An 8,003-nucleotide genomic window follows, 5' to 3' on the forward strand; every position below is an offset into this window, starting at 1 on the left:
CGCCCGCCTCGTCGCGCCGCCCGCGCACGCCCGGTCCGCGCCGCGCGCCCCGCCCGCCAGCCTGGCTGCAACCTTCGCTTGCAACCAGACGGCAGGCGACACGCGCCGTCCGAAACCAGGCCCCGCGCAAGCCGCGCGGCAGGCCGCCGGCAAACCCGACAGGACCAACCGCAACAGGCCGGCAAACGCCAAAAAGCGCCGCCGGGCCCGGCTCTTGCCGTAACCCTCTGAACCGCCTCTAAAACTGTTTCTAGAACCGTCTCTAAAACCGTCTCTTAACCGCGTCTCTTAATCGTAGACCCGATCAATACTCAATACCGACCCCAAAAATTCGGGGAAGCCTATAATTCTACTATTCTTTCAGCCAGACATTCAAGCAAGAGAGCCTCAGTCATCCATGGGCATCATCACGAACGCGGCCGACCTGGCCAAAATGCGCGCCGCCTGCCAGGACGCCGCCAAGATCCTCGATTTCATCACGCCGTACGTCAAGCCGGGAGTGACCACGGGCGAGCTCGACCGCCTGTGCCTGGAGTACCTCACCGATGAGCTCAAGGTGAAATCGGCCACCGTGGGCTACGCCCCGCCGGGCTATCCGCCCTTTCCCGGCGCCATCTGTACCTCGGTCAACCACCAGGTCTGCCATGGCATCCCGGGCGACAAGGTCCTGAAAAACGGGGACTGCCTCAACATCGACGTCACCATCATCAAGGACGGCTGGTTCGGCGACACCAGCCGCATGTACGCGGTGGGCGAGCAGTCCATCCTGGCCCGCCGCCTCACCGACATCACTTTCGAGTGCATGTGGAAGGGCATCCAGCAGGTCAGGCACGGCGCCACGCTGGGCGACGTGGGCAACGCCATCCAGCGCCATGCCGAGGCCAACGGCTTCTCGGTGGTGCGCGAATTCTGCGGCCACGGCATCGGCCAGCGCTTCCATGAAGACCCGCAGGTGCTGCACTACGGCAAGCCCGGCACGGGCGTGACGCTCGAAACCGGCATGCTCTTCACCATCGAGCCTATGATCAACGCCGGCCGCCGCGAAATCCGCCAGCTGTCCGACGGATGGACGGTCGTGACGCGCGATCACAGCCTGTCCGCGCAATGGGAGCATGCTGTGTGCGTAACCGAAACGGGCTGCGAAGTGCTGACGGTGTCGCCCGGCATGCCCCGGCCGCCCGCTTTCATCGAGGGCTCGTCCGTCGTCCTCGCCCCCGTCTGATCCACCCTGCCCGACCCGCTCCGCCATGACCGCCGCCAGTCTCACTTCGCTGCGAGAACGCATCCAGGAATCCCGGCGCAAGGCGGTGGAGCAGTTTCGCCAGCACGAGCGCCCCGACACGCTGTTGACGGAGCTGCGCCGCATCGTGGACGCGGCGCTGCGCGACCTCGTCAAGCATGCGCCCCTGCCGGCCGGCGCGGCGCTGGCCGCCGTGGGCGGCTACGGACGCGGCGAGCTGTATCCGCATTCGGACGTGGACCTGCTCATCCTGCTGCCCCACCCGCCCACGCCCGAAGACGAGTCGGCCATCGAAAAACTCGTGGCCGCGCTGTGGGACCTCGGGCTGGAACCCGGCCACAGCGTGCGCACCATCGAAGACTGCGAGCGCGAGGCCGCGGCGGACATCACGGTCGAGACGGCGCTGCTGGAATCGCGCTTCCTGGCCGGCAGCCGCACGCTGATGAAGAAATTCGAGGCCGCGACCCGGTCGCGCCTGGATCCGCGCGCCTTCTTCCGCGCCAAGCGGGTCGAAATGCAGCAGCGGCATGCGCGCTACCAGGACACGCCCTACGCCCTGGAGCCCAACTGCAAGGAATCGCCGGGCGGCCTGCGCGACCTGCAGGTCATCCTGTGGATGGCGCGCGCCGCCGGCTTCGGCAGCACCTGGCGCGCGGTCGCCCAGAACGGGCTGCTGACGCAGTCCGAGGCGCGCGACCTGCGCCGGGCCGAGCAAGCCTTCAAGCGTCTGCGCATCGAATTGCACCTGCTCGCGCGCCGGCGCGAAGACCGGGTGCTGTTCGACCTGCAGCCCGCGCTGGCCGGGGTGTACGGCATCCACGCCACGGCGACCCGCCGCGGCAGCGAGCTGCTGATGCAGCGCTACTACTGGGCGGCCCGCCTCGTCACGCAGCTCAACGTCATCCTGGTCCAGAACATCGAGGAGCGCCTGTTTCCGCGGCCTGACGGCGACGCGCACGACATCGACGACGATTTCCGCAACCTGCGCGACCGCCTCGACATCATTCGCGACGACGGTTTCGAGCGCAACCCGACCCTGCTGCTGCGCGCGTTCCTGGTCATGCAGCAGCATCCCGAACTGATCGGCATGTCGGCGCGCACCCTGCGCGCCATCTGGCACTCGCGCCACCGCATCGACGCGCAGTTCCGCCGCAATCCGGTGAACCGCAAACTGTTCCTGCAGATCCTGCAGCAGCCGCGCGGCATCGTGCACGAGCTGCGCCGCATGACCATGCTGAACATCCTGCCGCGCTACCTGCCGGTCTTCCGCCGCATCGTGGGCCAGATGCAGCACGATCTCTTCCATGCCTACACGGTGGACCAACACACGCTGGCGGTGGTGCGCAACCTGCGGCGCTTCACCATGCCCGAGCATGCCCAGGAGTATCCGCTGGCCAGCCAGCTCATCGCCGGGCTCGACCGCCACTGGCTGCTCTACGTGGCGGCGCTTTTCCACGATATCGCGAAGGGCCGGGGCGGCGACCATTCCGAACTGGGCGCGCGCGAGGTGCGCCGCTTCGCCCTGGACCACGGGTTGGACCCCGAAGACGCGGGGCTGGTGGAATTCCTGGTGCGCCAGCACCTGCTGATGTCGGCCGTGGCGCAGAAGCGCGACCTCTCCGACCCGGCGGTCATCCAGGATTTCGCCGCCACCGTCAAGGACGAGCGCCACCTCACCGCGCTCTACCTGCTGACCGTGGCCGACATCCGGGGCACCAGCCCCAAGGTCTGGAACGCCTGGAAAGGCAAGTTGCTCGAAGACCTGTACCGGCTCACGCTGGCGGCGCTGGGCGGCGCCCATGCCGACGCCCATACGGTGCTGACGGAGCGCAAGGAGGAAGCCGCGCGCCTCACGCGGCTGGCCGGCCTGCGCGATGAAGCCCGCGAGGCATTCTGGAACCAGCTCGACGTGGCGTATTTCCTGCGCCACGAAGCGTCCGACATCGCCTGGCACACGCGCCATCTCTATTACCAGGTGGCGCCCGACGGGCCGGTGGTGCGCGCCCGCCCCACGGAGCACGGCGAAGGCCTGCAGGTCATGGTGTACACGCGCGACGTGCCCGACCTGTTCGTGGCGATCTGCGGCTACTTCGACGCCAAATCGCTCTCCATCCAGGACGCGCGCATCCACACCACCCGCCACGGGTGGGCGCTGGACAGTTTCATCGTGCTGCCGCCGGACGGCGCATCCGACCTGCGCGCGCAGGCCACGCTGATCGAGCATGAGCTGGCCGGGCGCCTGCGCGATCCGCAAGGCGCCCATGCGCCCGCGACAGGCCATTTCGGCCGCGCGCGCCAGTCGCGCGTCTCCAAAGTGTTTCCCGTCATGCCCCAGGCCGAATTGCAGCCGGACGAACGCAGCAAGTCGTGGCGGCTGTCGGTAACGGCCACCGACCGCCCCGGGCTGCTGTACGCGCTGGCCCGCGTATTCGCCCGCCACGAAGTGAACCTGCTCATGGCCAAGATCATGACGCTGGGCGACCGGGTGGAAGACGTGTTCATCGTGGACGGCGCCGCGCTGGAGCGGCCGCGCTCGCAGATGCAGTTCGAACGCGACGTGCTGGACGCCCTGGCGGGCGAGGATACCCGCCGGCAGGCCGCCTGACGCCGCGGCGCGCCAGCGCATACAATCCGGTTTTCGGCCCGCCTTCCTGCTGCCCATGGGGATCAACGACTTTCTGCGCGCGTTCGGCTCCAGCTTTTTCTTCACCGTGGCCACGCTGCTGCCGTTTCTCAATCCGCCCGCCATCGCGCCGATCTTTCTCTCGCTGACCGAGGGCGCGTCGTCGGCCACCCGCACGGTGCTGGCCAAGCGCGTCGCCATCAACGTGGGGCTGATGCTGGCGGTGGCCATGGTGGCCGGCAACGTGGTGCTGAGCTTTTTCGGCATTTCCCTGTCCATCGTGCGCGTGGGCGGCGGCATGCTGGTCATCGCCAGCGCCTGGCGCCTGGTCAACTCGCCGGACGCGGACACCGAGCGCGTCGCACGCATGGCCGAGTCGTTCACGCCCGAAATGGCGCGCTCGCGGGCCTTTTACCCCCTGACCTTTCCCATCAGCTGCGGCCCGGGCTCCATCGCCGCGGCCATCACCGTGGGCGTTTCGCTGCGCGACCAGCACGCCGGGCTCAGCCTGCTGCGGCTGGCGGGCTCGCTGCCGGGCATTCTGCTGGTTTCGGCCACGCTCTACGTCTGCCTGCGCTTCGCCGCGCAGATGCTGCACCGGCTGGGCGACAACGGCACCGCGGTCTTCATGCGCATGTCGGCCTTCATCATGCTCTGCCTGGGCGTGCAGATCTTCTGGGAAGGCGCGCGCGACCTGGTGCTGGCCCTGTTGCAGCAGTCCATGCAACCAATTCCCGTCCACCCGGCCTAAAGCGTGTCGCCCCTGGACCCACGCCATTCTCCCGGCCTATTTCCCTGTCCTGCTTCCCATGCCCATGCATTCCCATTCCCAACGCCTGCTCCGTCTCATCGCCCTCTTCTGCTTCGCGGCGGTCGGCATCGCGCTCGCGTCCCAGCATCTGTTCGACATGCCGCCCTGCGCGTGGTGCGTCATGCAGCGCCTGATCTACCTGGTCATCGGCGTGGCCGCCCTGCTGTGCAGCCTGGGCGGGGGCGGACTGGCGCGCCTGGGCGGCGGACTGGCCGCGGCGCTGTCGCTCTGCGGCGTCGCGGCGGCCTGGTACCAGTACAGCGTGGCCGCACAGATGCTGTCGTGCGACCAGACCTTCGCCGACCGCTTCATGAGCGGCCTGGGCCTGGACGCCGCCGTGCCCTGGCTGTTCGGCATCTACGCCACCTGCATGGACGCGGTGGTGTCGGTAATGGGCATCGAGTACGCGTTGTGGAGCCTGGCGCTTTTCGCGATCCTGTTCTTCATGGCGCTGCCCGTGCTGTTCCGGCGCGGCGCGCAATGAAAAACCCCCGGCGCCCGGATGCGATTCCGGGCGCCGGGGGCAGTTCCGGGCGCGGCAGGCGTTCTTGCGCGCTCCGCCGCGGCCTCAGCCCTCAGGCGTCGTTGGCCGCGTAGCCCATGTTGAACTGCAGCCCGCCCGGCGGCTCGTCGGTGCCGGCGTCCGCGCGCGACTGGCCCAGGCGGGCCAGGTATTCGGCGGTGATATCCCCGGTGACGTATTCTCCGTCGAAGCACGACGCCTCGAAGCGGGTCAGCGCGGGATTGATGTCGCGCACGGCCTGCTGCATGTCGGCCAGGTCCTGGTAGACCAGGCTGTCGGCGCCGATGGTGCGGGCGATTTCCTCGTCGCTGCGACCGGTGGCGATGAGCTCCTTCTGGGTGGGCATGTCGATGCCGTACACGTTGGGGAAGCGCACCGGAGGCGCGGCCGAGGCGAAGTACACCTTGTTGGCGCCCGCCGCGCGCGCCATTTCGACGATTTCGCGGCTGGTGGTGCCGCGCACGATGGAGTCGTCGACCAGCAGCACGTTCTTGCCCTTGAACTCCATGCCAATGGCATTGAGCTTCTGGCGCACCGACTTGCGGCGCACGGCCTGCCCGGGCATGATGAAGGTGCGCCCCACGTAGCGGTTCTTGATGAGCCCCTCGCGGTAGTCCAGGTTCAGGCGCGCGGCGAGCTGCATGGCGGCCGGGCGCGACGAATCGGGAATCGGCATGACCACGTCGATGTCGCCCAGGCGCATGTTGCGCGCCACCTTGTCGGCCAGGTATTCGCCCATGCGCAGGCGGGCGTCGTAGACGGACACGCCGTCGATCAGCGAATCCGGGCGGGCGAAGTACACGTATTCGAAAATGCAGGGCACGAGCTGCGGATTCTCGGCGCACTGGCGGCTCACCAGGCGGCCGTCCAGGTCGATGAACACCGCCTCGCCCGGCGCCACGTCGCGCACGAACGAAAAGCCGCTGCCCTCCAGCGCCACCGATTCCGAGGCCACCATCCATTCGACACCTTCGTCGGTGTCCTGGCGGCCGATGCACAGCGGACGGATGCCGTAGGGGTCGCGGAAGGCCAGCAGGCCGTAGCCCGAGATCTGCGCCACCACCGCATAGGCGCCCCGCACGCGCTTGTGCACGGCGGCCACCGCGCGGAACATGGCGTCGTCGTCCAGCGACACACCGCTGGCGGCCGATTGCAGCTCGTGCGCGAGCACGTTGAGCAGCACTTCGGAATCGGAATTGGTGTTGATGTGGCGGCGATCGACGCGGTAGAGCGATTCGCGCAGCTCGCGCCAGTTGGTCAGGTTGCCGTTGTGGGCGAACATGATGCCGAACGGGGCGTTCACGTAGAACGGCTGGGCTTCTTCTTCGCTGGCGCTGGAGCCCGCGGTGGGATAGCGAACCTGTCCGATGCCCGAGTTGCCGGGCAGCGCGCGCATGTTGCGCGTGCGGAAGACGTCGCGCACCAGCCCATGCGCCTTGAACATATTGAACTGGGTGCCCTGCGACGTCGCAATGCCCGCGGCGTCCTGCCCGCGATGCTGCAACAGCAGCAAGCTGTCATAGAGGAGCTGGTTGACCGGCCCGCGCCCGATGACGCCTACGATTCCACACATGGTGAGATTTCCTGGTTGATTTAAAGCAGATCAATACGGCAGCAGCGCCGCCAGCGAAGGCGGCAGCCACGTCTTGATGTGTCGGATGGCCTCGATGGCCGAATGCGAAAACATGGCGTCCTTCCACCACGGCTCTTCGGGCAGCGGCGTATAGCCGGCCGCGGCGACCAGGGCCAGCACGATCAACAGCCCCCGCGCCAACCCGAACATCCCGCCCAGGCCGTGGTCGGCGGGACCGAGTCCGGTGGTGCGGATCAAGGCGGCAAGCGTCATGTTGACCAGACCCACGCCCAGCAGCACGATGATGAACACGGCGGCGTAGGACACCCCCATGCGCAGCATCGTCGTTTCAATATAGGGCTCCAGCCAGCCATAGACCGTGGGGCCCCACCACACGGCCGCCACGAACGCCAGCAGATACGCCAGCAGCGACAGCACCTCTTTCAGCAGGCCGCGCACCAGGCCCAGCACACCCGATACCGCCAGGATGGCCAGCACGACGAAATCGAAGCCGGTCACTACTGGGCGGCGATGAAGCCATTGTCATAGCCCAGGGTGCGCAGGCGCGCCTGGGCCGCTTGCGCCGCCTCGCGCGAGGGGAACGGCCCCACGCGCAGGCGGTACTGCTGCTTGCCTCCGATGTTGGCGGGCTCGACGAAAGCATTGGTGACGCCGGCCTGGTGCAGCTTGGTCCGGCGCGACTGCGCGTCTTCCGCCGTGGTGTAGGCCGCGATCTGCAGCACGAAATTGCCTTTGGACGACTGCGCCTTGGGCGCGGAGGCGGCCGGGGCCGAGCGCCCTTCGAGCAGCGCCAGGGCGCGCGAGCCGTCGTCGGTGCGGCTGTCGGCGGGCTTGGCCGCCGGCTTGGGTTCGGGCTTGGGCTCGGCGGGCTTCGTTTCCGGCCTGGTCTCGGGCCGGCTTTCGGGCTTGGCCGCGGCCGCCGGCGGCTGCGCATGCTGCGGCGCCTGGGCGGCAGCGGGAGGCTGCTGCGGCGTGGCCGAGGCCAGCGGCGGCGGAACCGCAGCGGGGTCGGAAGACGCGGCGGGCGGGGTTTCCTCGGCAGGAGCGGCGGGCGCGCAGCCTGGGGCTCGCTCACCTGGGCTGGGAACGGCGTATTGCGCTCGGGGACGCGGATGGGGAATGTTGTCGGCGACCGGCTGGGGCTGCGAATCGGAGCACCTGGCAGCCACGATGGACCGCTGCCAGCACCAGCGCCGACGGCCTCCGGCCAGC

General features: G+C 68.3%; 7 protein-coding genes and 1 pseudogene. 5 read left to right on the plus strand and 3 right to left on the minus strand.

The genetic code is table 11. The features are described from left to right. From AD428_RS27885 to AD428_RS11595, 5 genes are all read left to right on the plus strand, one after another. A partial coding sequence (locus tag AD428_RS27885; protein WP_235489911.1) for a hypothetical protein occupies positions 1-223 on the plus strand: 223 nt, incomplete at its 5' end. Positions 224-397: 174 nt separating this feature from the next. Beyond that, on the plus strand, positions 398-1,222 hold the full coding sequence (map, locus tag AD428_RS11580; RefSeq protein ID WP_053245261.1) for a type I methionyl aminopeptidase: 825 nt from the start codon (positions 398-400) through the stop codon (positions 1,220-1,222). A gap of 25 nt (positions 1,223-1,247) precedes the next feature. Continuing rightward, positions 1,248-3,845: a [protein-PII] uridylyltransferase gene (locus AD428_RS11585; RefSeq protein ID WP_053245262.1), complete on the plus strand. Its 2,598-nt coding sequence runs from the start codon at positions 1,248-1,250 to the stop codon at positions 3,843-3,845. 55 nt (positions 3,846-3,900) lie between these two features. Then, positions 3,901-4,614: a MarC family protein gene (locus tag AD428_RS11590; protein WP_053245263.1), complete on the plus strand. Its 714-nt coding sequence runs from the start codon at positions 3,901-3,903 to the stop codon at positions 4,612-4,614. A gap of 64 nt (positions 4,615-4,678) precedes the next feature. Then, positions 4,679-5,158, plus strand: coding sequence for a disulfide bond formation protein B (locus tag AD428_RS11595; protein WP_053245266.1), 480 nt, complete (start codon positions 4,679-4,681; stop codon positions 5,156-5,158). Between the two features lie 91 nt (positions 5,159-5,249). Here the strand turns inward: AD428_RS11595 and purF are convergent, their stop codons facing one another. From purF to AD428_RS11610, 3 genes and pseudogenes are all read right to left on the minus strand, one after another. Continuing rightward, the gene (gene purF / locus AD428_RS11600; protein WP_053245264.1) at positions 5,250-6,770 is read right to left on the minus strand and encodes an amidophosphoribosyltransferase; all 1,521 of its coding nucleotides are present in this window, start codon (positions 6,768-6,770) and stop codon (positions 5,250-5,252) included. Positions 6,771-6,800: 30 nt separating this feature from the next. Then, positions 6,801-7,289, minus strand: coding sequence for a CvpA family protein (locus AD428_RS11605; RefSeq protein WP_053245265.1), 489 nt, complete (start codon positions 7,287-7,289; stop codon positions 6,801-6,803). Beyond that, positions 7,289-8,003, minus strand: a pseudogene (locus AD428_RS11610) (SPOR domain-containing protein); the annotation flags it as partial. The pseudogene AD428_RS11610 and the gene AD428_RS11605, both read right to left, overlap by 1 nt.

This window comes from Achromobacter sp. DMS1, from assembly GCF_001270295.1.